The 24,970-nt window shown below is 31.0% G+C and carries 25 protein-coding genes; 24 read left to right on the forward strand and 1 reads right to left on the reverse strand.

What is annotated here, in order from left to right; translation table 11 throughout:
* Positions 1-43: 43 nt before the first annotated feature.
* The 10 genes from lepA (at position 44) to RDK80_RS11570 (ending at position 11,869) form a co-directional block, all read left to right on the forward strand.
* Complete coding sequence (gene lepA, locus RDK80_RS11525; RefSeq protein ID WP_094899459.1) at positions 44-1,855, forward strand: translation elongation factor 4; 1,812 nt, start codon at positions 44-46, stop codon at positions 1,853-1,855.
* A gap of 207 nt (positions 1,856-2,062) precedes the next feature.
* On the forward strand, positions 2,063-3,199 hold the full coding sequence (gene hemW, locus RDK80_RS11530; RefSeq protein ID WP_094899461.1) for a radical SAM family heme chaperone HemW: 1,137 nt from the start codon (positions 2,063-2,065) through the stop codon (positions 3,197-3,199).
* Between the two features lie 133 nt (positions 3,200-3,332).
* On the forward strand, positions 3,333-4,385 hold the full coding sequence (gene hrcA, locus RDK80_RS11535) for a heat-inducible transcriptional repressor HrcA (RefSeq protein WP_094899463.1): 1,053 nt from the start codon (positions 3,333-3,335) through the stop codon (positions 4,383-4,385).
* Positions 4,386-4,410: 25 nt separating this feature from the next.
* On the forward strand, positions 4,411-4,947 hold the full coding sequence (gene grpE, locus RDK80_RS11540) for a nucleotide exchange factor GrpE (protein WP_094899464.1): 537 nt from the start codon (positions 4,411-4,413) through the stop codon (positions 4,945-4,947).
* Between the two features lie 23 nt (positions 4,948-4,970).
* Positions 4,971-6,788, forward strand: coding sequence for a molecular chaperone DnaK (gene dnaK, locus RDK80_RS11545; RefSeq protein ID WP_094899466.1), 1,818 nt, complete (start codon positions 4,971-4,973; stop codon positions 6,786-6,788).
* A gap of 88 nt (positions 6,789-6,876) precedes the next feature.
* Positions 6,877-7,995: a molecular chaperone DnaJ gene (gene dnaJ, locus RDK80_RS11550; RefSeq protein WP_094899468.1), complete on the forward strand. Its 1,119-nt coding sequence runs from the start codon at positions 6,877-6,879 to the stop codon at positions 7,993-7,995.
* Positions 7,996-8,245: 250 nt separating this feature from the next.
* Positions 8,246-9,178: a 50S ribosomal protein L11 methyltransferase gene (gene prmA / locus RDK80_RS11555; RefSeq protein ID WP_308524350.1), complete on the forward strand. Its 933-nt coding sequence runs from the start codon at positions 8,246-8,248 to the stop codon at positions 9,176-9,178.
* Between the two features lie 11 nt (positions 9,179-9,189).
* Entirely contained in the window at positions 9,190-9,933 is a 744-nt protein-coding gene (locus RDK80_RS11560) for a 16S rRNA (uracil(1498)-N(3))-methyltransferase (RefSeq protein WP_094899470.1), read from the forward strand.
* Positions 9,934-10,384: 451 nt separating this feature from the next.
* On the forward strand, positions 10,385-10,576 hold the full coding sequence (locus tag RDK80_RS11565; RefSeq protein ID WP_094899472.1) for a hypothetical protein: 192 nt from the start codon (positions 10,385-10,387) through the stop codon (positions 10,574-10,576).
* A gap of 345 nt (positions 10,577-10,921) precedes the next feature.
* Positions 10,922-11,869 carry a hypothetical protein gene (locus tag RDK80_RS11570; RefSeq protein ID WP_308524351.1) on the forward strand — a complete coding sequence of 316 codons (948 nt, stop codon included), beginning with the start codon at positions 10,922-10,924 and terminating at the stop codon, positions 11,867-11,869.
* A 78-nt stretch (positions 11,870-11,947) separates the two neighbouring features.
* Here RDK80_RS11570 and RDK80_RS11575 read toward each other — a convergent pair whose 3' ends face one another.
* Positions 11,948-12,358 (reverse strand): DUF3888 domain-containing protein, encoded by a 411-nt coding sequence (locus RDK80_RS11575; RefSeq protein ID WP_158220001.1) that lies wholly within the window; start codon positions 12,356-12,358, stop codon positions 11,948-11,950.
* Between the two features lie 281 nt (positions 12,359-12,639).
* Here RDK80_RS11575 and mtaB point away from each other — a divergent pair, with 281 nt between their 5' ends.
* From mtaB to RDK80_RS11645, 14 genes are all read left to right on the forward strand, one after another.
* Positions 12,640-13,992, forward strand: coding sequence for a tRNA (N(6)-L-threonylcarbamoyladenosine(37)-C(2))-methylthiotransferase MtaB (mtaB, locus tag RDK80_RS11580; RefSeq protein WP_094899479.1), 1,353 nt, complete (start codon positions 12,640-12,642; stop codon positions 13,990-13,992).
* Positions 13,993-14,046: 54 nt separating this feature from the next.
* Positions 14,047-14,388, forward strand: coding sequence for a histidine triad nucleotide-binding protein (locus RDK80_RS11585; protein ID WP_094899481.1), 342 nt, complete (start codon positions 14,047-14,049; stop codon positions 14,386-14,388).
* Between the two features lie 106 nt (positions 14,389-14,494).
* Positions 14,495-14,677: a 30S ribosomal protein S21 gene (gene rpsU / locus RDK80_RS11590; protein ID WP_094899483.1), complete on the forward strand. Its 183-nt coding sequence runs from the start codon at positions 14,495-14,497 to the stop codon at positions 14,675-14,677.
* 16 nt (positions 14,678-14,693) lie between these two features.
* Positions 14,694-15,137 (forward strand): GatB/YqeY domain-containing protein, encoded by a 444-nt coding sequence (locus RDK80_RS11595; RefSeq protein ID WP_308524352.1) that lies wholly within the window; start codon positions 14,694-14,696, stop codon positions 15,135-15,137.
* Positions 15,138-15,338: 201 nt separating this feature from the next.
* Positions 15,339-16,625 (forward strand): nodulation protein NfeD, encoded by a 1,287-nt coding sequence (locus RDK80_RS11600; RefSeq protein ID WP_094899485.1) that lies wholly within the window; start codon positions 15,339-15,341, stop codon positions 16,623-16,625.
* 1 nt (position 16,626) lies between these two features.
* Positions 16,627-17,604, forward strand: coding sequence for a flotillin-like protein FloA (floA, locus tag RDK80_RS11605; RefSeq protein ID WP_094899487.1), 978 nt, complete (start codon positions 16,627-16,629; stop codon positions 17,602-17,604).
* 11 nt (positions 17,605-17,615) lie between these two features.
* Positions 17,616-18,101 carry a hypothetical protein gene (locus RDK80_RS11610; protein ID WP_094899489.1) on the forward strand — a complete coding sequence of 162 codons (486 nt, stop codon included), beginning with the start codon at positions 17,616-17,618 and terminating at the stop codon, positions 18,099-18,101.
* 70 nt (positions 18,102-18,171) lie between these two features.
* Complete coding sequence (gene yqfC, locus RDK80_RS11615; protein WP_094899491.1) at positions 18,172-18,450, forward strand: sporulation protein YqfC; 279 nt, start codon at positions 18,172-18,174, stop codon at positions 18,448-18,450.
* 11 nt (positions 18,451-18,461) lie between these two features.
* Positions 18,462-19,664, forward strand: a complete 1,203-nt coding sequence (gene yqfD, locus RDK80_RS11620; protein ID WP_308524353.1) for a sporulation protein YqfD — start codon at positions 18,462-18,464, stop codon at positions 19,662-19,664.
* A 32-nt stretch (positions 19,665-19,696) separates the two neighbouring features.
* The gene (locus RDK80_RS11625; protein WP_308524374.1) at positions 19,697-20,638 is read left to right on the forward strand and encodes a PhoH family protein; all 942 of its coding nucleotides are present in this window, start codon (positions 19,697-19,699) and stop codon (positions 20,636-20,638) included.
* Positions 20,639-20,658: 20 nt separating this feature from the next.
* Positions 20,659-22,707, forward strand: a complete 2,049-nt coding sequence (locus tag RDK80_RS11630; protein ID WP_308524354.1) for an HDIG domain-containing metalloprotein — start codon at positions 20,659-20,661, stop codon at positions 22,705-22,707.
* Between the two features lie 3 nt (positions 22,708-22,710).
* Positions 22,711-23,175, forward strand: coding sequence for an rRNA maturation RNase YbeY (ybeY, locus tag RDK80_RS11635; RefSeq protein ID WP_308524355.1), 465 nt, complete (start codon positions 22,711-22,713; stop codon positions 23,173-23,175).
* Positions 23,176-23,179: 4 nt separating this feature from the next.
* Positions 23,180-23,884, forward strand: coding sequence for a diacylglycerol kinase (locus RDK80_RS11640; protein WP_216561265.1), 705 nt, complete (start codon positions 23,180-23,182; stop codon positions 23,882-23,884).
* An 11-nt stretch (positions 23,885-23,895) separates the two neighbouring features.
* Positions 23,896-24,942: a DUF3048 domain-containing protein gene (locus RDK80_RS11645; protein WP_216561263.1), complete on the forward strand. Its 1,047-nt coding sequence runs from the start codon at positions 23,896-23,898 to the stop codon at positions 24,940-24,942.
* Positions 24,943-24,970: the final 28 nt, after the last annotated feature.

Genomic DNA, 24,970 nt, shown 5'->3' on the forward strand with positions numbered 1-24,970 from the left:
TAATTGTCTAGAGTTATCTTGAAACTTCATGAGGAGGAAAAATATGCAAAGAAATAAACAAAAAAATATTAGAAATTTCTCAATTATTGCCCATATCGACCATGGAAAATCTACTTTGGCAGATAGATTAATAGAAAGAACAGGAATGTTAACTTCAAGAGAGATGCAAAATCAAGTTCTAGACAATATGGATTTAGAACGAGAAAGAGGTATAACAATAAAACTAAAGGCTGTAAGATTAGTTTACAATGCTAAAGATGGAGAAGAATATATATTAAATCTTATAGATACCCCTGGACATGTGGACTTTACCTATGAAGTCTCAAGGTCCTTGGCAGCTTGTGAAGGAGCAATTTTGGTAATAGATGCTACTCAAGGAATAGAAGCACAAACATTAGCTAATGTCTATCTAGCACTAGATCAAGATTTGGAGATAGTACCTGTAATAAATAAAATAGATTTGCCAAGTGCAAGACCGGATGAAGTAAAAAAGGAAGTAGAAGACATTATTGGAATAGATTGTGAAGAGGCACCACTTATATCAGCAAAAGAAGGTTTAAACATTGAAGATGTATTAGAAAGTATAGTGAAAAATGTACCTGCACCGAAAGGAGATCCAAATGCGCCTTTAAAGGCATTGATATTTGATTCATATTATGATAGCTATAAGGGTGTTGTTTGCTATATAAGAGTATATGAAGGTACAATAAAACCTGGCATGAATATAAGGATGATGTCCACAGGAAAATTCTATGAGGTAGTAGAAGTTGGTGTAAACACTTCAAAACATATATCTTTAGATAAATTAGAACCAGGAGATGTAGGCTTTGTCACAGCTAGTATTAAAAATGTAAAGGATGCAAGAGTAGGGGACACAATAACAGATCACGATAATCCAACTACAGAGGTCCTGCCAGGATATAAAAAGGTTATTCCTATGGTTTACTGTGGCATTTATCCTGCAGAGGGAGAAGATTTTAATACAGTAAGAGAAGCCTTAGAGAAATTGCAAGTAAACGATGCGGCCCTAGATTTTGAACCTGAATCTTCTGCTGCATTAGGCTTTGGATTTAGATGTGGATTTTTAGGACTTTTACACATGGAAATTATCCAAGAAAGATTAGAAAGAGAATTTGATTTAAATATAATAACTACAGCTCCTTCAGTTATATATAAAGTTACAAAAACTACAGGAGAGGTACTTCAGATACAAAATCCATCTAACCTTCCACCTACTACAGAGATAGAATATATGGAAGAACCAATTGTAAAAGCTAATATAATGACACCTACAGACTATGTTGGTGCAATTATGGAACTTTGTCAAAATAAGAGAGGTACTTTCTTAAATATGGAGTACTTAGAAGAAAAAAGAGTTGTATTACATTATGAGTTGCCTTTAAATGAGGTTATTTATGATTTCTTTGATGCCCTTAAATCAAAGACTAGAGGATATGCATCTTTAGACTACGATTTAAAAGGATATCAGCAGTCAGAGCTTGTGAAAATGGATATACTTATCAATGGAGAATTAGTAGACGCATTTTCACTAATAGTTCATGAGGAAAAAGCATATGAGAGAGGAAGAAATATTGCGGAGAGACTTACTGATGTAATCCCAAGACATCAATTTGCAGTGCCTATACAGGCAGCTATAGGTTCTAAGATAATAGCTAGAGAAACCATAAGAGCTCTTAGAAAAGATGTACTTGCTAAATGTTATGGTGGAGATATATCAAGAAAGAAAAAACTATTAGAAAAACAAAAAGAAGGTAAAAAGCGAATGAGACAAATCGGTTCAGTTGAGGTTCCGCAGGAAGCTTTCCTAACAGTGTTAAAATATGACGAAAAATAGAATGATGTAGGGAACGACGCTTCTGTCGTTCCTATTTTTATAACTAATATGAAAGTTTGGTTTTTAATTATATATAGGAACTTGACCTTAATGAGTTTTAAGCAGATTACGAAATATTTGATTTCGTGCAAGTTTCTTATGCATTAGCCAATAAAAGTTTCCTTGATATGCTGCCATAGAAGATTTTATTATTATTGGAGGAGAAGAATGAAAGAATTATCCTTATACATCCATATACCTTTCTGCATAAGTAAATGTTATTATTGTGATTTTTCATCTTTTGTCAATATAAATCACAAAATTGATGATTATATAGATAGCTTGATTCATGAATTAAGCTTATATAAAGAAAGAATAAGTGAATATAATATAAAAACTATATTTATAGGTGGAGGAACACCATCATGTATAAATCCAAAATATATCAATAGGATACTAGAATTTATATATAAGAATTTTAGAACTACTGGATTAGTTGAAGTTACAATAGAAGCTAATCCTGGTACATTAGATAGAGAAAAGGTACGAATATATAAAAAATCTGGAATAAATAGGGTAAGTATAGGAGTGCAGACATTAGATGATAAATTGTTAGAATCCATAGGAAGAGTTCATAAGGCCAAGGATTTTTATAGAAGCTATGAAATTCTAAGAGAAGAGAATATAAACAATATCAACGTAGACCTAATATTTGGATTGCCAAATCAAACTATAGATAATGTAATAGACTCATTAAAGAAAGTAATTGAACTAGGAGTAGAACATATCTCATACTATGGACTTATACTAGAAGAGGGAACGAGACTTTATAAATCCTATATCGAAGGAAAGATTTTATTACCTGATGAAGATATGGAAAGATTAATGTATCATAAGGCTACGGAATACTTGATTGAACATGGCTACGACCACTACGAAATATCTAACTATGCATTACCAAGCTATGAATGCAAACATAATTTAGTCTATTGGGATGTAAAACCTTATCTTGGGATAGGGTTAAGCAGTCATTCAAATATGGAGGGAAAAAGATTTTCAAACACATCTGATATAAATATTTATATTGAAAACTTGAAAAAGAAAATCCTTCCTATAGAAGATGAAGAAATAATAGATAAGAATACAGAAATAGAAGAATTTTGTATACTAGGTCTAAGAAAAATATCTGGTATAGGTAAGACCCAATTTAAGAACAGATTTAGTATAGAAATAGAAGAATTATATAAAGATATAATAAATAAACATATAAAAAATGGTTTAATATTAAATGATGATAATTGTATCCGACTAACAAAACGAGGATTAGACTTGTCTAATTTAGTTGAAATAGATTTTTTAATGTAATAAAATATTTTGATAAAAACTATTGACAAAATTTAGAGATAGTGGTAACTTTAAATCGTGAGCATTAGCACTCAATGACATAGAGTGCTAATAAAACTATCTAGTATGTGAAAGAATACTGAGGTGATTAAATATGCTAGATGATAGAAAACTTAAAGTTCTTTATGCGATTATCAACTCTTATATAAATAGTGCAGAACCTATAGGTTCTAGAACAATAACTAAGCAATATGATTTAGGAGTAAGTTCAGCAACTATAAGAAATGAGATGTCAGATCTAGAAGAGTTAGGATATTTAAATAAACCACATTCTTCTGCAGGAAGAATTCCATCAGATAAAGCTTATAGATTATATGTAGATGAAATTTTAAAGAGTAAAAAGCCTAGGTTAGATTTAATAAAAAAAGATGAGATAAAAAAAATATTAGCTAGTGAATCTAGAGAGATAGAACAACTGCTTCAAAATTCAGCAAAAGTCCTATCGGCAATAACTAGTTATACGGCTCTTGCAATATCTCCACAGTTAATGGGTTCAAAAATAAAACATATTCAATTAATACCAATTGATAATCAACAAGTATTGATGGTTTTAGTTACTAATACTGGAGTAGTTAAAAATTCAATTTTTAGGCTAAATAAAGAGATTCCTGAAGAACAAATTAATATAATGTCTAATTTTTTGAATGATAGATTAAAGGGACTATCAGTAGATGAAATAAATGAAGAAGTTTCCAATGGAATTATTAAGGAGATATATGATTATAAGGTTATCATAGACGGGATTATACCTATTATAAATCAATCTATGGAAGATATAGATAATGTTGATTTATATGCTGATGGGATAACCAAAATACTCAATTTCCCAGAGTACAGAGACTTAGAGAAAGCTAAATCTTTTATATCTTTTATAGAAGATAAAGATTTGGTACTAAATCTTTTACTGAATGATTCTCTATCTCAAGATATTGAAATAACAATTGGTAATGAAAACATTTATGATCCTATAAAGGACTGTAGCTTGATTACAACTACCTACAGGTTAGGAGAAAGAACTATAGGTAAAATTGGAATAATTGGTCCTACGAGGATGGATTATTTAAAGCTAGTAAATACTTTGCATTTATTTTCTGTAAATATTACAGAGATTATAAATATGTTGATGAGTAAACATATATCAAAATAATCATAACATTATAAGAGGTGATGTAATGAAGAACAAGGATCAGGATAAAAAAGAAAACTCAGAGGTAATAGAAGAGGATATCTGTAAGGAGGAAATTGAAGAAACTAGTAAAGACTTAGAAGAAGCTTTAGAATCAAAGGATAAAGAACTAGAGGAATTAAATAATAAGTTATTAAGACTTCAGGCCGATTTTATTAACTTTAGGAAAAGAGCTGAAAAAGAGAAGGAGAGTACTATATCTTATGCTTTAGAATCCTTCGTATGTAATCTATTGCCTATAATAGATAATTTCCAAAGAGCCATGGAATCAGAAAATGATAAGGAAAATAATTTCTATAAAGGGATAGAAATGATATATCAGCAATTAATGAAGGTTCTTAATGAGAATGGAGTTGAACAGATTAAATCTCTAGGAGAAAGTTTCGATCCAAATTTCCATCATGCAGTATTCATGGAAGAGTCTAATGATTATGAGGAAGGTAAGATAACAGAAGTTCTACAAAATGGATATATACTAAAAGATAGAGTTATAAGACCATCTATGGTTAAAGTAGCAAAATAACATTTATTTAAGGAGGAGTTTTTATGGGAAAAATAATTGGGATTGACTTAGGTACTACAAATTCATGTGTCGCTGTTATGGAAGGTGGAGAGCCTATTATTATACCTAATTTAGAGGGAAATAGAACAACACCATCTATAGTAGCATTTACAAAAGATGGAGAAAGACTTGTTGGGGAGACTGCAAAAAGACAAGCTATTACAAATCCAGATAGAACTATAGCATCGATTAAGAGAAAAATGGGTTCTGACCATAAAGTAAATATAGATAGTAAAAATTATTCACCAGAAGAGATATCAGCTATGATTTTACAAAAAATTAAAATGGATGTTGAAAACTACTTAGGGGAGACAGTTTCTGAGGCAGTAATCACAGTACCAGCATATTTTACAGATAGCCAAAGACAGGCAACAAAGGATGCAGGGAAAATTGCTGGATTAGAAGTAAAGAGAATCATTAATGAGCCAACAGCAGCTGCATTAGCTTATGGAATGGATAAGGAACATGGTCAGCATAAGATAATGGTATTTGACCTTGGGGGTGGTACTTTTGACGTATCCATACTAGAGCTTGGAGATGGAGTATTTGAGGTATTAGCTACTCGTGGAAACAACCACCTAGGTGGAGATGACTTTGACGAAGCTTTGGTAAATTATATAGCAGAACAGTTTAAGAAAGAAAATGGCATTGATTTAAAACAAGATAAGATGTCATTACAAAGATTAAAAGAGGCGGCAGAAAAGGCAAAGAAAGAATTATCTTCCACCATGTCAACAAATGTAAATTTACCATTTATCACCGCGACTCAGGCAGGACCATTACACTTAAATATGGATATCACAAGAGCTAAATTCAATGAATTAACTTCATCCTTAGTGGATAATACATTAGAACCGGTTAGAGAAGCCCTAAAGGATGCTGGACTACAAGCATCTGATATAGAAAAAGTACTTTTAGTTGGAGGCTCCACAAGAATACCAGCTGTGCAAGAAGCGGTTAAAAAATTAATTGGCAAAGATCCGCAAAAAGATATTAATCCAGATGAATGTGTTGCATTAGGTGCAGCTATTCAAGGTGGAGTACTTGCAGGTGAAGTTAAAGATATATTATTATTAGATGTTACGCCTTTATCCCTTGGTATTGAAACTCTGGGTGGAGTAACTACTAGATTAATTGAAAGAAATACTACAATACCAACTAAGAAGAGTCAAGTATTCTCAACTGCAGCAGACAATCAAACATCAGTAGATATTCATGTTCTGCAAGGTGAGCGTCAAATGGCAAACGATAATACTACTTTAGGTAGATTCCAACTAACAGGAATACCACCAGCACAAAGAGGTATTCCACAAATAGAAGTAACTTTTGATATAGATGCTAATGGTATTGTAAATGTAAGTGCTAAGGATTTGGGAACAGGAAAAGAACAAAGAATAACTATTACAGCATCAACTAAACTTTCAGATGAGGAAATAGAAAGAAAAGTAAAAGAGTCAGAAAGATTTGCAGAAGAAGATAAGAAGAAGAAAGAAACAATTGAAATAAGAAATAATGGAGATAATTTAGTTTATCAAACTGAAAAAACTCTAAAAGAATTAGAAGGAAAGATTTCTGCAGATGAAAAGTCAAAGGTTGAATCTAAGTTGGAAGAGCTTAAAAAATCATTAGAAGGTGATAATTATGATGAAATTAAGCAAAAAACTGAAGAATTGACAGAAGCTTTCTATTCCATATCTCAAAAAATGTATGAGCAAGCTGGAGCACAAGGTAATCCAGAAGAAGGTGCAGGACCTAAGGATGATGTAGTAGATGCGGATTATGAAGTGGTAGATGAAGAATAAATAACCCATGAAAGATATGAGCTAAATCATTTGATTTAGCTCATAAATTTGATATAATTGTATAAGCAAATTAAAGGTTGGTGAAAAGATGAGGGATTACTATGAAATCTTAGGTTTAAATAAAGATGCATCAGAAGATGAAATAAAGAAAGCATATAGATCTTTAGCAAAGAAATATCATCCTGATTTGAACCCAGATAATAAAGAGGCAGAAGCAAAATTTAAAGAAGCTAATGCAGCCTATGAAATATTAAGTGACCCAGAGAAAAGATCTAGATATGATAGATTTGGGCATGCAGGGGTAGATCCACAAGCAGGAGGTTTTGGAGAGGGCTTTGGAGGTTTCGGTGATATCTTTGAAGATATATTTGACATATTCGGTGGAGGAGGATTTAGCAGAGGCTCAAGAAGAACAGGCCCAGTAAGGGGAGCAGACCTAAGATATAACTTAAATCTAGAATTTAAAGAGGCTGTTTTTGGAGTAGAGAGAGAAATACAAATTAGAAGAACAGAAAACTGTGAAACTTGTGGTGGAACAGGAGCCAAATCAGGTACAGGAAAAGAAACTTGTTCAACCTGTAAAGGTAGGGGAGAAGTGAGATATGCCCAGCAAACTCCTTTTGGTCAATTTGTTAGGACATCTACCTGCGATGCATGTAATGGAACTGGTGAGATAATTAAAGATAAATGTAATACCTGCGGAGGCACTGGTAAAGAAATAAAAACTAAGAAAATGAAAGTGAAGATACCAGCGGGTGTAGATACTGGCTCCATAATTTCTATGAGAGAAGAGGGAGAAGCGGGAGACAGAGGAGGACCTAATGGAGATTTATATATTTATATAAATGTGGTGGAAGACCCAATATTTAAACGTTCAGGCAATGATATCTATTTAACAGTACCTATTTCTTTTACCGAGGCAGCACTGGGTGCAGAGATACAGGTACCAACTTTAGAAGGTATAACAAGTCATAATATTCAAGAAGGAACTCAGACAGGAACAGAATTTAGACTCAAGAACATGGGAGTGCCAAATCTTAAAGGATATGGAAGAGGAGACCTTTTCTTTACTGTAGAAGTTAAGGTTCCAACTAAGCTAACTGATAGACAAAAAGAACTATTAAGGGATTTTGCCAATGAAACAGGGGAAAATATCAAGGAGCATAAAAAAGGTTTCTTTGATAAAGTAAAGGATGCTTTCAACTAACAATCACTCCAGGAGTGATTGTTCTTTATAACTAATAGGAAAGTTCTACCTTTATATTTTTTATTTAGAAATTTTATGACAATGAATTTTAAGCAGATTGCCGAATCTTTGATTTCGTGCAAGTCGCTTATGCAGTGGCTAAGAAAAGTTATCTCTAATATAACCTTAGAAGCTTTTCTTAAAATCATGGTAGTTTTTCCATGGCTCTTAGGGTATAATTATTTTAGATTTTAAAAAAGGATGTGTATTTATGAAGTGGACAGAGGTTCAGATAAAAACTACTGAAGAATTAGAAGATTTAGTATCAAATGTTCTATATGATGTAGGTGCTGCAGGACTTGCCATAGAAGACCCAAGGGACATAATAGAACTATCTCAATCAAAAGAAAAATGGGATTTTGTGGATCCAGGTTTAATAAATCAAGACTTTGATGGAATAATAATTAAGGCATATTTTTCTGAGGCAGATGATTTAGAAAATAAAATTGAAGAAATTAAAAATAGAATAAAAAATGATCCAATACTAAATACTGGAGAGAGTGAAATTATAATAGGCATGGTAGACGATAATGATTGGGCAGAATCTTGGAAAAAGTATTATAAGCCAATTAAGATAGGTGAAAGAATCCTAATAAAACCTTCTTGGGAAGAATATGTTTTAGAAGAAAATGATATATTAATCGAATTAGATCCAGGTATGGCTTTTGGAACAGGTACCCACGAGACAACTATGATGTGCACGGAAGCTTTAGAGAAATATGTAAAGCAAGGAGATATAGTGTATGATATTGGATGTGGAAGTGGAATACTTAGCATAGTTGCAGCAAAACTAGGAGCTGAAAAGGTAGTGGCAGTAGATCTTGATGAGCTGTGTGTAAAAGTATCCAATGAAAATATAAGGCTAAACGATGTAGATAAGATTATCGAAATAAAGGAAGGAAATTTATTAGACGTGGTTGAAGGCAAAGCCAATATAATAGTTTCAAATATAATAGCGGAAATAATTGCAAAAATGACAAAGGATTTAAAAGCTTATTTAAAGGAAGATGGCATATTTATTACATCTGGCATTATTGTAGAAAAAATTGAATTAGTGGAAAATGCTTTAGTGGAAAATGGATTTAAAATATTAGATATCAAGAAGCTAAATGGCTGGGCTTGTATTATAGCTATTAATAGTTAGGTGAATAGATTATGCATAGATTTTTTGTTGAGAAAGAACAAGTTATTGATGAGATAATAGAGATAAATGGAACTGATGTAAAACATATAAAGGATGTATTAAGGCTCAAACCTAAGGAAAGAATTGAAATTGCATCAGATGGAATTACTTATACCTGTGAAATTGAATCTTTATTTAAGGAAAAAATTATTACAAGAATAATAGATGAAGTTAAGGGAGTTAATGAATCGTCAGTTGATATTATTTTATATCAAGGACTTGCTAAAGGTAGCAAGATGGATTTAATTATACAAAAGTGCACGGAAATAGGAGTAAAGGAATTTTATCCTGTAGCAACCCATAGATCAGTTGTAAAAATAAAAGATATAAAAAAGGAACAATCTAAGGTAGAACGATGGAATAGTATAGCTGATGAAGCTGCAAAACAAAGCAAAAGAGATATTCTTCCTAAAGTAAAAAATATTATTTCTTTTGATGAAATGGTGGGTATATTAAAAGACGAGGACAATATAATAGTCCCTTATGAAGATGAAAAAGGAAATACAATAAAAGGAAGTTTGGAAAGCAGCGGAATAAAAAAAATGCATTTAATAATAGGACCTGAAGGAGGATTTGAGCCTAAGGAAATAGAAAAATTAAAATTAATAGGGGCAAGAATTGTAACACTAGGACCTAGAATATTAAGGACCGAAACTGCCGGGATTGTTGCATCTACCATAATACTTTATGAGTTGGGAGATATGGGAGTTATTTAGTGAATAAAGTAGCTTTCTATATTCTGGGGTTTGGGAAAGTAAACCTAAATATGGCTACTTTTAATTCTTGTACACCCCTTATATAATTACTTGTATAATAGAATTGAATTTAGCAGACCAAAGACCACTTTTAATAAAAAAGGTGGTTTCTTTATTTTTTCAAAACATATTTAGTTGATATAGATTCGCCTTTTCCTTCTATGATTTCTCTATCCATAAATTCCTGTAAATAAAATATGCATTTGACCTACTTATGCCTGCTGGACTTTCTAAATCCTTTTTAGTAACATATATATACTCATTTAAGTATTCTAGTAGCATAGGTTGAAATGATAAATACTTTTATATTTATCATTTCAACCAAATGTGATTATTATATATGCTATAATATACACATAAGCAATTTATAAGAGTATGAATATATTCTATAAAAATTAAGTGGAGAGATTCTATGAAAAATAAACTTAAACAGGATCGAAAGAGATGGTTGTTTAGTGGGGTTGTGTGGTCATTTATCTTCTTGGTAAAATTATCCAAGGAAGGACTAACTTTATATCCTATTATAAATGGAATTACAGGTGTTCTATGTTTTGCTAATGCTTATATTCGTCATAAAGAAATTATAAAAAATGATGAAGATTAGCTTAATGAACATAGGGGATATAGAATCTCAATTTTTATAATTTATCTTAAAAATATCATGATTACTAAAATTAAATATTTTATTGAAATACGGTATTATTTAGAAAAGAATTATACCGTATTTTTAGATTACATTTTCACCAACTATATATTAATTTAACTTATATTGATATATAAATACAAGTTTTGATCTTAATCTAATGAAAATCAGTTTTTTGTAAATATAATACATACTCTATAATGTCCACATAAGTAATTCGTAATAGTAAAAAATGTGAAATAAGTTTATAGTATCTATAACACTAGCTTAACACGTGAGCTACTTTAATTTAGGAGAGATTAAATTATGAGAAAATTTAATGAGCTGGAATTTAAATCATATTTATGGAAGGGACAATTACATGAAGCTGTGAGTTATCTCAGTAAATTTCATGATAAGAAAGATTGGTTTCAGAAGTACATTAATATTTTTGAAAATGGACAATATTATAAAAGAACAGATAATAAGGTTATTGGAGATATAGACAAAATCTATCAAAATTATTATAGAAATGTATTTTGGATGAATATACCAAACGAAGACGCAAAAAAATTGCTCTTACAAGAATTAACGATTTTTTGTGGAATAAAATCAGATTTGCTAAAGGATGATAATATTGAAAATGAGATTGAAAAGATAGTGAAAGCAGAAGGTTATGAATATTTAGGTGGATATACATCAGGATTTTTCGGACCATATATTTGGAAAAACTCCACAAAAGTAACTTATGAAGTAGAACTGCCAAGTGGTATAGAACCATATACAATCATAATGATGGATGGATTTATATCACGAAGTTGGTTGGATTTTATTTCTTTTGGGAAAACAGGAACTGGCGGTTGGGTTGGTAAAGATGGGACTTTATGTTGTGTCAGAAGTTCATATGATATAGAAAGTGAGAAATTCAATATTTCATTTTTGAAGCATGAGGCACAACATGCTTATGATAAGAAAAGATATTTAGATATAACAACCGTTGATTTGGAGTATCGAGCCAAGCTAGTGGAATTGATCTATTGGCCTGATATTGAAAAAATAAAGACAATATCTAGTGAGGCAGATAATACTAATCCTGATAATGGACATTCAGTAGCAGCGTATAGGATTATTAATGAGATGTCACGAAAAATATTTGAGTGTGAATATGTAAATGATGAAAAGGTTTGGGAGGATAAAGTAGATAATGTTAAGAAGTATGCTTCAGAACTTTTAGAGGAAAGTAGTAAAGTTTTGAGATTAGCAAATGTTGTCTAGCTCAGAAGTACTAATTTCTAACAATAATAATACACGGTATTCTATATATAAGATAAAGCTCTAGATTACTCTAGAGCTTTATCTTAACCATGGAGGGATTTCATAACTTTTAATGTGTTCAAAGCCTTCTACTTTGGCTTCTTCACTTGATATTCTGATGGTAATATTATCAATACCAACAGTATTATGAGCACCTGTATAAGGAATTATTTGAATTTTTACTATAAAACATGCTGTGCTCTGACGTTCAATATTTAAAATCTTAATATCCCATGGATCACAACAATATGGTTTACCATAATACTCTTCTATTGCTTCTTTTATATAGGGATAAATAAGGGTAGTAAAAATATCCTGATATAATTCTTCATTTGATCCAGTAGATGAATTGCATTTTGATTCATTAGCTAGTGTGAGTGTAGAATTTAGAGAAAATATGCATACAATTAGTCCAACTATAAGAATTATTAAAATAGAATTCTTTTTCAATGTTGTCACCTCCACGATAACTTCGTTATTATTATATGCAAAAATAAATATTATTTATTGGAAAATAAATGCATAAATGTTATTAAAAATGTTGGTACTTGCTTAAATATATACATTATATTAAAATAAATGCTATAATTAAATGTAGATAGTTTATTAGGCAAGATACATGTAAGAAAAAATATTTGAAAAGATTTTTGTTTATGTATATAATTGAAGACATTATTTACAAATAATAGAAAAGTTATATTTAACTTATACTAGAAACAGAGAGGGATAAAATGAATAATATAGATATAACATTTAGTGGTGAAGAATTTTTTCATCGCTATGGAAGGAAAAAGACCGTAAGTATGTTCACCTTGGGATGCAAGGTAAATCAATATGAAACCGAGGCCATGGAAGAAATATTTGAAAAGAATGGTTATATTATCGTAAATAGTGATGAAATAGCTGATATATATGTAATAAATACTTGTACAGTTACAAATTTGTCTGATAGAAAATCTAGACAATTTATATCTAGGGCAAAGAAATTAAATAAGGATGCTGTAATAGCAGTTGTAGGATGTTATTCTCAAGTATCTCCTGATGAAGTATCTAAAATAGAAGGAGTAGATGTTGTAATTGGCACTACTGATAGAAGTAGAATTTTAGAATTATGCGAAAAAGCAAAAAAAGAGAATGGGAAAATTAATATTGTTAGAAATGTAAAGACACAAAAGAAATTCGAGACAATAAATATAGATGATATAAAATCTAAAACAAGAGCTTATATAAAGATACAGGATGGATGTAATCAATTTTGCTCCTATTGTATAATTCCATATGCAAGAGGTCCTATTAGAAGCAGAGAACTAGATGAGATTATTAAAGAAACTAAAAAATTAGCTGATGCAGGATTTAAAGAAGTAGTTTTGACAGGAATTCATGTAGCGTCCTATGGAAAAGATATAGATAAGACTTCTCTAAACAAGGTTTTAGAAGAAGTAGGAGAAGTAAATGGGATAGAAAGGATTAGGCTTAGCTCTTTAGAACCGACATTAATTGATGAAGATTTTATGAAGAACATAGTAAAAATAGGAAAAGTGTGTGATCATTTTCATCTATCCTTACAGTCTGGTTCTGATACAGTATTAAAAAGAATGAATAGAAAATATACAACTAATGAGTATAGAGATATTGTAGATCTCATAAGAAAATATATGCCTAATGCAGGAATTACAACAGATATAATAGTGGGATTCCCAGGGGAAACAGAAGAAGAATTTAATGAAACATTAGAATTTGTTAATGAAATACGTTTTTCTAGAATTCATGTTTTTAAATATTCTCCTAGAAAGGGAACTCCAGCAGCTAAATATGAAAATCAGATAGATGGAAATATAAAAAATATTAGGTCAGAAAAATTAATAGCTTTAGGAGAGGAGTTAATGTTAGAGTTTAACTCAAAACTTATTAATTCTACACTGTCAGTCCTGTTTGAAGAGGAAAGTAAAAAAGAAGATGGCTATATAGAAGGGTATACTACAAATTATGTTAGAGTTAAATCTAATAAAGATACTAGTATGATTGGTAAAATAGTAGATGTGACAATTAACGAAAAGAAAGATGATTTTTTATTGGGAAAATAGATGATTTTAATATAGAAATGTAATAAGATAGTATATAAGAAGGGGGTGGATAAATTGACTGATTGCTTATTTTGCAAGATAGTTAAGGGGGAAATACCTAGTACTTTAATATATGAAGATGAGAAGGTAGCGGCTTTTGAAGATATCAATCCTCAAGCTCCTGTTCATTTCTTAGTAATTCCTAAAGAACATATACAGTCGGCAGCTCATATAGATGAGTATAATAAAGAACTTATAGGTCATGTTTTCTTTATAGCATCTAGGATAGCAAAAGATAAAGGGTTAGATACAGGATATAGGATAGTTAACAACTGTGGTATAGACGGAGGTCAAACAGTAGAACACATTCATTTTCATATACTAGGAAAAAGAAAAATGTTATGGCCGCCGGGTTAAATACTAGTTGAAATATTTTAGATTATAATGTATAATAGTCTAGTGCAAAGCCCTTGATGGGGATAGTATGAAGTACTCTTGCAGTAGAGAGAGGAGGGAGAAGTCGATGTCAGAAATTAAGGTAGGAGAAAACGAATCTCTTGATAATGCGTTAAAAAGATTTAAAAGACAATGTGCACGTGCTGGCATTTTAGGTGAAGCTAGAAAGAGAGAACACTATGAAAAGCCAAGTGTAAAGCGTAAAAAGAAATCTGAAGAAGCTAGAAGAAAGAAATATTCAAGATTTTAATTGAGAAGGTGAACAAATGTCCCTTAAAGAAAAACTTATGGAGGATTTAAAAGACTCCATGAAATCCAAGGATACAATTAGAAAAAATACTATCACTATGGTAAGGGCAGCAATAAAGCAAAAAGAAGTTGACGAAAGAATAGAAGTATCTGAAGAGGCCATACTAGACATTATATCGAAGCAATTGAAGGAAAAAAGAATGGCTATCGAGGAATTTAAAAAAGGACAACGACAGGATTTAGTTGAACTAACAGAAAAAGAAATAGAAATTCTATTACAATACCTACCGAAACAACTTTCTGAAGAGGAAGTAGAAGAAATTGTAATTGAAACTATAAAAGAAATAAATGCTACGTCTATGAAAGATATAGGCATTATTATGAAAGCTGTAATGCCAAAGGTAAAAGGTAGAACTGACGGCAATATTGTAAATAAAATAATAAAAAAAGTTTTTAATTAACCTGGGTTTATTCCCAGGTTTTTTGACATAATTAATATCTTACTACAAACTTAACTTTTTAGGGATATGCCAGTGTTGAGAAAGCCTTGGAATTTATAAATTTGTTAGTTATTTTACAAATTTATGGGTAATAGTATAGATAAAGAGATATAAATATAATTATTTATGGTCTCTTAAGTACATATTATGGGAGGTGCTTAAATGAAAAAAAGTAGGGCAGTAATTATACTAATATCTTTAATAGTCTTAATTTTATCAAACATAGGCTATGCAGATGCTGGGGGAGATGTATATGTTGTTCCCATTAAGGGTGAAATCAATAAGGCGACTTATAATTTCTTAAACAATACCATGTCTAAATTGATTAAAGAAAATCCAGCAGCAATTATATTTGAAATAGATACCTATGGTGGACTAATTAATGAGGCAGAAAAAATTAAATCTCTAATCATGTCCTCATCTATACCAACTATTTCCTATGTAAATAACAAGGCAGAATCTGCGGGAGTATTGATAACCATTGCATCAGAAAAAGTTGTTATGGCTAATTCAGCTACAATTGGGTCTGCTGAAACAATACCAAATACCGAAAAAGTACTTTCTATGTGGAGAGGTCTCTTAAGAGATACGGCTCAATATAGAAATAGAAATCCTGAAGTTATAGAGGCTATGGCAGATAAAGATATTGAAATTGAAGGTTTAGTAACTAGGGGTAAATTAGTTAATTTAACTTCATCAGAAGCTGTCGAGTATGGAATAGCTGATTTGTCTACAGATAGCTATAGGGAGATATTAGATTATTTTAATCTTGATAATGCAAATATACAAAGGATAGATGAAGGTCTTCAAATAAAACTGGCTAAATATATATCAAATCCTTATATAAGTAGTTTATTGTTGACTTTAGGATTTGTTGGGTTAGTAATTGAAATATTAACACCTGGATTCGGAATCGGAGGCACAATTAGTATAATAGGCTTTGGATTATACTTTGGAGGAAATATCTTAGCAGGGAACTCCCATTGGACATCTTTAGTATTGTTTGTGACAGGTCTGATACTATTAGTCATAGAGGCAATAATGCCAGGCTTTGGACTTCCTGGAATTAGTGGTATAATACTAGTAATAGTAGGTACAGTCCTTGCTATGGATTCATTGGGAGTGGCATTATTTTCTTTAAGTATAGCTATAATAATAACTACTATAGTGACTATAATATTAATAAAGATGGGTTTTAAATCCAAAATGCTTAATAAGATCGTTTTGGATACAGAACATAAGGATGAAAGAGGATATCTATCTGTTGATTCTATGAATCAGTATATAGATAAAGAAGGAATTAGTATAACAGAACTTCGCCCTGCTGGGTTTATAGAGATAGAAGGAATGAAGCTAGATGCACTATCAGATGGTGGTTTTATTCCAAAAGATACAACTATAAAAGTAGTAAGGGTAGAAGGTTCAAAAATATTTGTTAGGAGGTTGTAATATGCCATATTTACCAATAGGGTTTGCCCTAATTATTATTATTTTTGTAATGCTTTTCTTCTCATTTGTACCAGTAGGACTTTGGATTACAGCTTTTTTCTCAGGAGTTAAAATTTCTATGTCGACTCTTATAGGTATGAGACTTAGAAGAGTAGCACCATCTAGAATAGTAAATCCAATGATCAAAGCTACAAAAGCAGGTCTAGTTATTAAAATCAATGAGTTAGAAGCTCATTATTTAGCAGGAGGAAATGTAAATACTTTGGTAGATGCTTTAATAGCAGCTCAAAGAGCAAATATTCCACTAGAATTTGAGAGAGCAGCGGCAATTGACTTAGCTGGTAGAAATGTATTAGAAGCAGTTCAAGTATCAGTTAATCCCAAGGTAATAGAAACACCTCAAATTGCAGCAGTGGCTAAGGATGGTATTGAAGTAGTAGTAAAAGCAAGAGTTACTGTTAGAGCTAATATTGAAAGGCTAGTTGGAGGAGCTGGAGAAGAAACTATCATTGCCAGGGTAGGTGAGGGGATAGTAACCACTGTAGGTAGTTCTAATTCCCATAAAGATGTATTAGAAAATCCTGATAGCATATCAAAGACTGTACTTGATAAGGGCTTAGATTCAGGAACAGCATTTGAAATATTGTCTATAGATATAGCAGATGTAGATGTAGGTAGAAATATAGGTGCTAAACTTCTAATGGATCAGGCAGAAGCAGATAAGAGAATTGCTGAGGCAAAGGCAGAAGAAAGAAGAGCTATGGCAGTAGCTAAAGAACAAGAAATGAAGGCTGAGGTACAGGCGATGAGGGCTAAGGTAGTAGAATCAGAAGCAGAAGTGCCATTAGCATTAGCAACAGCTCTAAAATCAGGTAATCTAGGCGTCATGGATTATTATAATATGAGAAATATATTGGCAGATACAGATATGAGATCATCCATATCAAAAATAGCCGAAGACGATAAGAAACAGAAGTAAGGAGGGATAATATGCCCGGTCCTTTATTATTCTTTATATTCATTGTAGTAATAGATCTAATATTAAAGTCTGCTAAAGATAAGAAAAAAATAGAAGAAGCAAAAAACAGGAGGACACAGGAATTAAGCAAACAACCTGTACCTTCTAGACCTATGGCAGACTTAAGAAAGATATTGGCAGAAGAAGTTGAAAAAGAAAGACAAAAAGAGATAGCAAGAAGACAAGGAAAGACTAATCAACGTCAGGATATCTTGATTAAGGAAAAAAGACCAGATATAAATGCTGATGATAAAAAAGCAGATATAAATGAAATATCTTGGGAAGTAAGAGAAAATGGAAATAGAAATTCAGAAAATAAAAATTCAGAAACAGTATCATCACAAAATAAGATAGAAAATAATGAAAGAAATTTAAGGGAAGATATTCTAAGAGGAATAATATTTTCTGAAATATTATCAGAACCAAAAAGTTTGCAAAATCAAAGGAGAAGTCTGTAATTTTTACAGACTTCTTTTTCGTAGGAATAGTCCATATATGAAGGGCATAGAATTAATAGGAGGGATGATAATGAAACGACAGATAGAGAATGTAAAATACAGTATTTCAGAAGCGCTGGAATTGCCCATAGATATTATGATGGACTTACCAAGACTAACAGTTATAGGAAATATTGAGGCTTCATTATTGAATCACAAAGGGATTATAGAGTATACACAGGAAACCATTAGAATAAATACAAAATCGGGTGTTTTTAAAATAACGGGTCAGGGATTAGAGATTAAAACAATACTTTCTGAAGAAATAATTATTGTTGGTTCAATTGAAAATATAGAAATAATCAGCTAGGGAGTGTTATTATGCTAGCTATAAAAATATGGAATTATTTTAAAGGATATGTTATTATTAGGGTTGAGGGACTTACTTTGGAGAGACTATTAAATTTAGCGGCTACGTACAATATATATCTATGGGACATAAAAAGACATAGCAACATTGTTCTTGAGATGAAATCTAGCATTAGAGGATTTAAGGAACTCAGGGAAATAGTAAAAAAAGTAGGCTGCAGAGTGGAAATAAAAGAAAAAATAGGATTTCCTTTTGTAATAATGAAGCTTAGGGAAAGAAAAATGTTGGTAGCAGGTTTCTTATTGTTTTTGATGACAATTTTTTTACTAACTTCTACTATTTGGAAGGTAGAAATATTAGGTAATGAACAAACGCCAAAGGAAGAGATAATTTCTTTGCTGAAAAGTAACAATATATCTATAGGTAAACTTAAATTTAATATGGAAAAAGAGGCTATAAAGGATATATTAATAGATAATTATGATTATTTTTCATTTATTTCAGTAAATATAAAAGGAACAAAGCTAATTATAGAGGTAAAAGAAGAAGATTTGCCACCGGAGAAAATCGATAAATCATATCCCTGCCATGTAGTAGCAAAGAAAAAAGGTGTGGTGGTAAAGGTAATTCCTAAAAATGGCAAAGCTGTTGTGGAAAAAGGCGGAGTAGTTAATGAAGGAGAAATTCTTATTACGGGTATACTAAATAATGAAAACACACAGGAGCATATATTAGTTCATGCCGAGGGAGAAGTATTAGCCTTAACACGATATAGTAGTATAATTAAAGAACCTATAATAAAAAATGAGGAAAAATATACAGGGAAAGTTCATAAGCAAAAAGGCATAAAAATTAAAGATAAAGGAATTATGTTTATGAAAGGCAGTATTCCCTTTTCAAATTATAAAGAATTCGAAGTAGAGAAAGATTTAATCAATCTTGATAAATTGGGCATAGAATTTCCTATTAAGAGGGTTGAATATGAATATAGAGAAGTTGAGATAAAAGAAGTAAAACAAAATATAGATTTCTTGAAAGAAGCTACTCAAATTCAAGCTACAAAGGAAATAAATAAGGAACTGCCAGAAGGTGCGCAAATACAGTCAAAGACTACAAGACATCAAGTGGATGATAATATATTAACAACACAGGTTATAGTAGAGACAATAGAAGACATAGGAAGAAAGCAAATAATTGAAAATAAGGAGGATTAAATTTGCCAAACAATATAGAAGAAAATAGCATAATGATTGAAGACAATGAAATAATTAGAGAAATATTTGGAGATTTTGATGAAAATATTAATATAATGAAAGAAGAACTAGGTATCAATATTGCTATTAGAGATGGTGAAATAAAATTATATGGTGATAGAGTATCTATAGACTTAGGACAAAAACTGATTTATAATTTAATTGAGATAGTAAGAAAACAAGGCAAATTAGATAAACAAAATTTAAGATATTCAATTCAACTTTTACTTGAAGGGCAAGGAGAATATGTCAAAGAACTACTTAAAGATGTGGTATGTGTTACAGTTTCGGGAAAAAGTATTAAACCAAAGACTTTAGGTCAAAAAAGATACTTGGACTCTATTAAGAAAAATGATATAGTATTTGGGATTGGTCCAGCAGGTACAGGAAAAACCTATTTGGCCATGGCTATGGCAGTTCAATCCTTTAAAAATAAAGAGGTAAATAGGATAATACTTACAAGACCAGCAGTTGAAGCTGGGGAAAGCTTGGGATTTTTACCCGGTGATTTGCAAGAAAAGGTAGACCCATATTTAAGACCAATCTACGATGCATTATTTGATATATTAGGGGCAGAGTCTTATGCAAGATATATTGAAAAGGGTGTAATAGAAGTAGCACCACTGGCCTATATGAGGGGAAGGACATTGGATTCTTCTTATGTTATATTAGATGAGGCTCAAAATACTACTAATGAACAAATGAAAATGTTTTTAACAAGGCTTGGATTTGGTTCAAAGGCAATAATTACAGGTGATATAACCCAAATCGATCTTTCAAAAGGGAAGGAATCAGGACTTAAAACAATAGCAAAAATATTAAATGGCGTAGATGGAATAGATTTTATATACCTTTCTAAAAATGATATAGTTAGACATCCTTTAGTTCAAAAAATAATTGAGGCGTATGACAGATTTGAAAACATAAATGGATAAGCCATAAGGGAGGAATACCTATGGATAATAAAAAATTTTCAATAACAAAAAATCGCAGATTATATAATGGGCTATTGCTTGTAATTTTTACGGCAATCCTTTTTTTTATAACGATTCATAAACTGGAGACAAATAAATTCAATCTAAAAATAGGAGACATAGCCATTACTAATATTAGAGCTACTAAGGATTTGGAAGATATCTATACTACTGAAAAATTGAAGATTGATGCAATGAATAAAGTAGAGCCAAGATACAGAATATCTCCATCGGTCCAAATGACCATGAAAAATACTATTAAGGATTTCTTAGATACTACTAGGGATATTAAGGCTCAGGAAAGTATCAGCATAAATAAAAAAGCTCACCTTCTTAATGAGAAACAAGAACTTGGGCTAAGCTCTAAGGAAATTTATATTGCCCTTAGAATGGATTATAAATCTTTAAATAATTTTGAGAATAATTTGATGGATTTAATAAACCAAGTAATGGGAAATGGCATTAAAGAAACAGAACTTGAATATGAGAAAGAGAACTTAGTAAAAACTTTTGAGTCTTTAGATATGAAAGATGAGGAAAAACAACTAGGTCTTTTGCTTATGAATGCCACTATAAAGGCAAATGAATTTTTGGACAAGTCGGAGACAGATAGGAGAAAAGAGGAAGAAGCGAAAAAAATAGAAACAGTTATCCTAAAAGAAAATGAGATTATAGCATCACAAGGAACTACAATAGGTGAAAGAGAACTAGAGTTAATTAGAGAGTCTGGACTACTAAAGGAAGATAATAAGATTCCAATAGGTGTGATAATAGGGACAGTTATGTTAATATCATTGGGAATGTCTATTATCGTCGGATATATATATTTATTTAATAATGAAATACTATACAATAATCGTTTGTTAATATTACTTATTATTATATTATCATCTATAATAATATGCAAAGAAATGTATTTAATTTCCCCATATATAATGCCAGTAGCGACAGCCGCCTTATTAATTTCCATGCTAATAGAACCAAAACTAGGATTATTAGTAAATATGTTTCTATCTTTCTTTTTAGGATTTATATTAAGACTCGATGCTAGTACAATTACTATGTATATGATATCAGGAGGCATTGCTGCATTAATAGCTATTAAACAAGAACAAAGATACAATATTTTGCTTAATGGTTTCATTGTTGGAGCTATTAATCTTTTGGCTTTAACATCCTTTAAATTAGCTAAGGGAGTAGGAGGAATAGATTCAGTTACAACAGCGGGATATAGCTTTCTGAATGGTATTATAGCTGCAATTTTAACTTTAGGATCTTTACCAGTATGGGAAAATGCGTTCTCAGTTTTGACTACATTGAAATTACTTGAATTATCAAATCCTAATCAACCATTATTAAAAAAATTGTTATTAGAAGCTCCTGGAACGTATCATCATAGCATATTAGTTGGCAACCTCTCTGAGGCAGCAGCAGAATCTATATCAGCCAACCCATTGTTAGCTAGAGTAGCATCATACTATCATGATATAGGCAAGACAATAAGACCTTATTACTTTGCAGAAAATCAATTTGGCATGGAAAATCCTCATAATAAATTGCAGCCTATGCAAAGTACCACTATAATTACATCTCATACTATTGATGGAATGGCTTTAGGTAAAGAAAAAAAATTGCCTAAGGAAATAATTGATATAATAGAGGAACATCATGGAAATACAGCTGTGGCATATTTTTATTATAAAGCAAAAGAACTAGATAAAGATATAGATATATCTATAGATGCCTTTAGATATAAAGGCAGGAAGCCTCAGACGAAAGAGGCAGCAATCGTGATGTTGGCTGATTCTTCTGAGGCTGCTGTAAGAAGCATGAAGGATTTAACAAAGGAAAAAATTGAAGATATGGTTAGAAAAGTAGTTCAGGGGAAACTAAAGGACGAACAGTTAGACGAATGTAATGTGACATTGAAGGAAATTGAAATTATTATCCACTCTTTTGTAAATGTATTAACTGGAATATACCATGATAGAATTGAATATCCAAATGTAGAAGAAAAATCGGAGGCATAAATAATGGAAATATTTATAGATAATAGGCAAGATAAAGTTGAAATTAATGAAGAGATATCTGAAATAATACAGAAAGTAGTTAATGAAGTTTTAAGTTTTGAGAACAAGTCCTTAGATTGTGAAGTTAGTGTATCTTTTGTAGATAATCAAGAGATAAAAGAGTTAAATAGAGAGTATAGAGGAGTAGATAAAGATACAGATGTATTATCTTTTCCTATGGAGGATGAATTTTTCATCGAGGGACCTATATTATTGGGAGATATAATTATATCTATGGAAAAAGCTTTAGAACAATCTGAGGATTTTGGACATTCCTTTTATAGAGAAATAGCGTATTTAACAGCTCATTCAATGTTTCATTTATTAGGATATGATCATATGGAAGATGAGGAAAAGAGTATAATGAGAGAAAAAGAAAAGGAAATAATGAAGAGATTGAAGATATTCAAAGATAATAAAGGGGAGTAGTATAATGAAGAAAAAGACTATCATTGATAGTTTTAACTATGCAGTATCAGGTATTATTATAGCATTAAAAACTGAAAAAAATATGAGGATACACTATTTAATTGCTATTTTAGTCATAGCATTAAGTCTTTTTTTTGATTTTTCGAGGGCAGAGTTTCTCCTATTGCTATTTGCAATATCCTTAGTAGTTGTAGCAGAGATGGTTAATACTGCATTGGAAAGAGTAATAGACTTAATTACAGAAGATTATCATCCATTGGCACGATTAGTAAAGGATGTAGCTGCTGGAGCAGTCCTTATTGCTGCTATAAATTCTATAGTAGTAGGATATTTACTTTTTTTTGATAGATTAAGTTCATATACAGATTTATTATTATTTAAAATAAGAAGGTCAGATATTCATCTTACTTTTGTAGCTTTGTTATTTGTTATATTATTAACCATAGGATTAAAAGCAAAGTTTTATAGAGGAAGGGGGACTCATTTTCAAGGAGGAACAGTAAGTGGGCACGCAGCTGTATCATTCTGTATAGCTACCATAATAGCATTTTTAGCACAAAATATGTTAGTTACAACCTTAACTTATGGTCTTGCTATTTTAGTAGGTGAAAGCAGGATTGAAGGTAAGATTCACACTTTTTTAGAAGTTTTATTAGGAGCTGTACTAGGAATATTAGTAGGAGTTTTAGTATTTCAAATCATAGGATAAGGGGGAAAAAAATGAAATTTAAGATGAAAATTATTTTAATAGGAATTTTAATAGCATTATTATCTAGTAGTTGTAAAAAACAAAACGTTGAAGAACCACCAGTAGTGGAAGAATCAGAGGACGTAGTAAAAGAAGATGAGGTTGTAGAAGAAGTACCAAAAAAAGAAGGAATACCTTCACCTATTAGTGGAATATATGCAGAAGAGGTAAAGGTAAATAGAAGACCAGTAGCAGTTATGTTTGATAATCACCATAGTGCAAGATGGCAATCAGGACTAAAAGATGCAGAAATAGTATATGAATTTTTAGTAGAAGCTCCGTATACTAGATATATGGGTATATATTTAATAAATGATCCGCCATCCATAGGACCAATTAGATCTGCTAGGCCTTATTTTATAACATCATCTTTAGAGTATGATGCTGTTTATGTTCATGTAGGTGGTAGTGAACAGGCTAAATCAGATATAAGAACTCTAAAAATAGCTGATATTGATGGATTATCTAGCTCCAATAAAGTCTTCTTTAGAAAATCTCATAAAAAGGCTCCGCATAATACTTATTCCAGTATGGAAGTCATAAGAGCGACACAGGAAGAAAGAAAATATAAATTAACTGGAGAGTATACTCCGTTTAAATTCAGAGAAGATGAAGCTGACATAGAGGGGAATATTGCTAATAAGTTAACTATTAAATATATGAAAAATAATACGACCCAGTATAATTACGATGAAGAAAAGAAAGTATATACTAGAGAAAAAGATGGTAAGCTACATATAGATGAGATAGATGAGACTCCAATTGTAGCTAAGAATATAATAATTCAAGAGGCAAAGACTAAGGTATTAGATAAAGAAGGTAGGCTAGAAATTCAATTAGTAGGCGAGGGAGAAGGAAAATACATAACAAATGGAAAAGTTATGGATATAAAATGGGTAAAAAAATCAAGAAATGATAAAACTTTATACTATAACCCAGCAGGAGAAGAAATAGTTTTAAATCCAGGAGTTACATGGATTCAAGTAATTAATGCAAAAACTGAGATCATAATAGAATAGCTTCCAAAAGAAGCTGACAAAATTGTCT

The organism is uncultured Tissierella sp., from assembly GCF_902479755.1.
Lineage (GTDB): Bacteria > Bacillota > Clostridia > Tissierellales > Tissierellaceae > Tissierella > Tissierella carlieri.